1 protein-coding gene, 2 tRNA genes and 2 rRNA genes (1 of these 5 cut by a window edge) are annotated in these 2,500 nt (G+C 55.3%); 1 reads left to right on the top strand and 4 read right to left on the bottom strand.

Annotation, left to right across the window (positions count from 1 at the left end; genetic code table 11):
• From PK98_RS00020 to PK98_RS00005, 4 genes are all read right to left on the bottom strand, one after another.
• A 23S ribosomal RNA gene (locus tag PK98_RS00020) occupies window positions 1-77 on the bottom strand; it reaches 2,718 nt to the left of the window's first position.
• A gap of 253 nt (window positions 78-330) precedes the next feature.
• A tRNA-Ala gene (locus PK98_RS00015) sits at window positions 331-406 on the bottom strand.
• Window positions 407-415: 9 nt separating this feature from the next.
• A tRNA-Ile gene (locus tag PK98_RS00010) sits at window positions 416-492 on the bottom strand.
• A 199-nt stretch (window positions 493-691) separates the two neighbouring features.
• Window positions 692-2,178, bottom strand: a 16S ribosomal RNA gene (locus PK98_RS00005).
• The 16S and 23S rRNA genes sit together here with 2 tRNA genes alongside, the layout of an rRNA operon.
• Before the next feature lie 90 nt (window positions 2,179-2,268).
• Between PK98_RS00005 and PK98_RS17295 the strand changes: the two genes are divergently transcribed.
• Window positions 2,269-2,500, top strand: a 232-nt coding sequence (locus PK98_RS17295) for a hypothetical protein (RefSeq protein WP_235425337.1), incomplete at its 3' end; no start/stop codon positions are given.

The following is a 2,500-nucleotide window of genomic DNA, read 5'->3' as shown; positions in this document are numbered from 1 at the left end:
CGCTTATCGCAGCGTGCCACGTCCTTCTTCGCCTGTACATGCCAAGGCATCCACCAGATGCTCTTACCTCACGCTTGAGAATCCACACCATCAACGACAGGCCTGCATAACGCCTGGTCGCCTTCCGATGGTGCGGTCAAAAATCTCAGCCAGATTATCAATCTTGTGCTGCACCAATCACATCAACCTCATCAGTCGATGCAATCCATGCACCACGGCATCGATTAAAAACCCATTCACAATGTCAAAGACGCGATTTTGCTGAAGGCAAAACGCGTAACCGGCCACACGGGCCGGATACGTTTTCCTATCCACACTGAAGACGGTACCTGGTGGAGCCTATCGGGATCGAACCGATGACCCCCTGCTTGCAAAGCAGGTGCTCTCCCAGCTGAGCTAAGGCCCCTAGAGGTGATGGTGGGCCTGAGTGGATTCGAACCACTGACCTCACCCTTATCAGGGGTGCGCTCTAACCAACTGAGCTACAGGCCCACACACACGCCTGCACCGGCCATATGGGCCGCAGGCGGCGTGAGCCAGCTCAAGCGTACCATGGCAGGTCGCCCCGCCAGGGTATCTTCAGTGATGAAAGGACATGAGGACGACGGCAATGTTCTGTGGAAAGGACGAAGCTCTTCCGACCCACACCCCATCGCTGAGGCAGGTTCGGCGCTTTCGGCCAGATCCTTAGAAAGGAGGTGATCCAGCCGCAGGTTCCCCTACGGCTACCTTGTTACGACTTCACCCCAGTCGCTGATCCCACCGTGGTTGGCTGCCTCCCTTGCGGGTTAGCGCACCACCTTCGGGTAGAACCAACTCCCATGGCGTGACGGGCGGTGTGTACAAGGCCTGGGAACGTATTCACCGCGGCGTGCTGATCCGCGATTACTAGCGATTCCGCCTTCATGCCCTCGAGTTGCAGAGGACAATCCGAACTGAGACATCTTTTGGAGATTAGCGCACCCTTGCGAGTTAGCTGCCCACTGTAGATGCCATTGTAGCACGTGTGTAGCCCAGCCTGTAAGGGCCATGAGGACTTGACGTCATCCCCACCTTCCTCCGGCTTATCACCGGCGGTTTCCTTAGAGTTCCCAACTTAATGATGGCAACTAAGGACGAGGGTTGCGCTCGTTGCGGGACTTAACCCAACATCTCACGACACGAGCTGACGACAGCCATGCAGCACCTGTCACTCGGTCCCGTAAGGGAAGAAAACCGTCTCCGGTAGTCGTCCGAGGATGTCAAAGGCTGGTAAGGTTCTGCGCGTTGCTTCGAATTAAACCACATGCTCCACCGCTTGTGCAGGCCCCCGTCAATTCCTTTGAGTTTTAATCTTGCGACCGTACTCCCCAGGCGGATAACTTAATGCGTTAGCTGCGCCACCCAAACACCATGTGCCCGGACAGCTAGTTATCATCGTTTACGGCGTGGACTACCAGGGTATCTAATCCTGTTTGCTCCCCACGCTTTCGAACCTCAGCGTCAATACCTGTCCAGCGAGTCGCCTTCGCCACTGGTGTTCTTCCGAATATCTACGAATTTCACCTCTACACTCGGAATTCCACTCGCCTCTCCAGGATTCAAGCCTGGCAGTTTCAAAGGCAGTTCCAGTGTTGAGCACTGGGATTTCACCCCTGACTTGCCAAGCCGCCTACGTTCGCTTTACGCCCAGTATTTCCGAACAACGCTAGCCCCCTCCGTATTACCGCGGCTGCTGGCACGGAGTTAGCCGGGGCTTATTCTCCCGGTACTGTCATTATCATCCCGGGTAAAAGAGCTTTACAACCCTAAGGCCTTCATCACTCACGCGGCATTGCTGGATCAGGCTTTCGCCCATTGTCCAATATTCCCCACTGCTGCCTCCCGTAGGAGTCTGGGCCGTGTCTCAGTCCCAGTGTGGCTGATCATCCTCTAAGACCAGCTATGGATCGTCGCCTTGGTGAGCCTTTACCTCACCAACAAGCTAATCCAACGCGGGCCCATCTAAAGGCGATAAATCTTTGGTCCGAAGACATCATCCGGTATTAGCACCCCTTTCGAGGAGTTATCCCGAACCTAAAGGCAGGTTCCCACGCGTTACGCACCCGTGCGCCACTAGACCCGAAGGTCTCGTTCGACTTGCATGTGTTAGGCATGCCGCCAGCGTTCGTTCTGAGCCAGGATCAAACTCTCAAGTTTGTGTCACATACATAGCCGGCACGGACCTTACGATCCGCCATCCAGCCAGGCACATGCTTCAAGGAGCCGTTACCTGCACTATCAAACGTAATGGATACGAATGAACATGCTCAAGATCCCGATGCCCGTGGTGAGCACCAGAACCCGGCAACGACCTGGTTACTGCCAACCGGAGCCTTAAAACCCCCGGCAGCAGGCGCCGTCGCCCACATGTCCCTTCATCAAAATCAACAATGTCAAAGAACCACCAAATACCTTGCAGCGAACAACCATCCTACCCGATCTTCACCGAGTGTCAGATTGTCCGTCCAAGTTGGCGACC

It is taken from the genome of Croceibacterium mercuriale (assembly GCF_000802385.1).
Classification (GTDB): domain Bacteria; phylum Pseudomonadota; class Alphaproteobacteria; order Sphingomonadales; family Sphingomonadaceae; genus Croceibacterium; species Croceibacterium mercuriale.
This window is presented reverse-complemented; position numbering and strand designations above follow the sequence as displayed.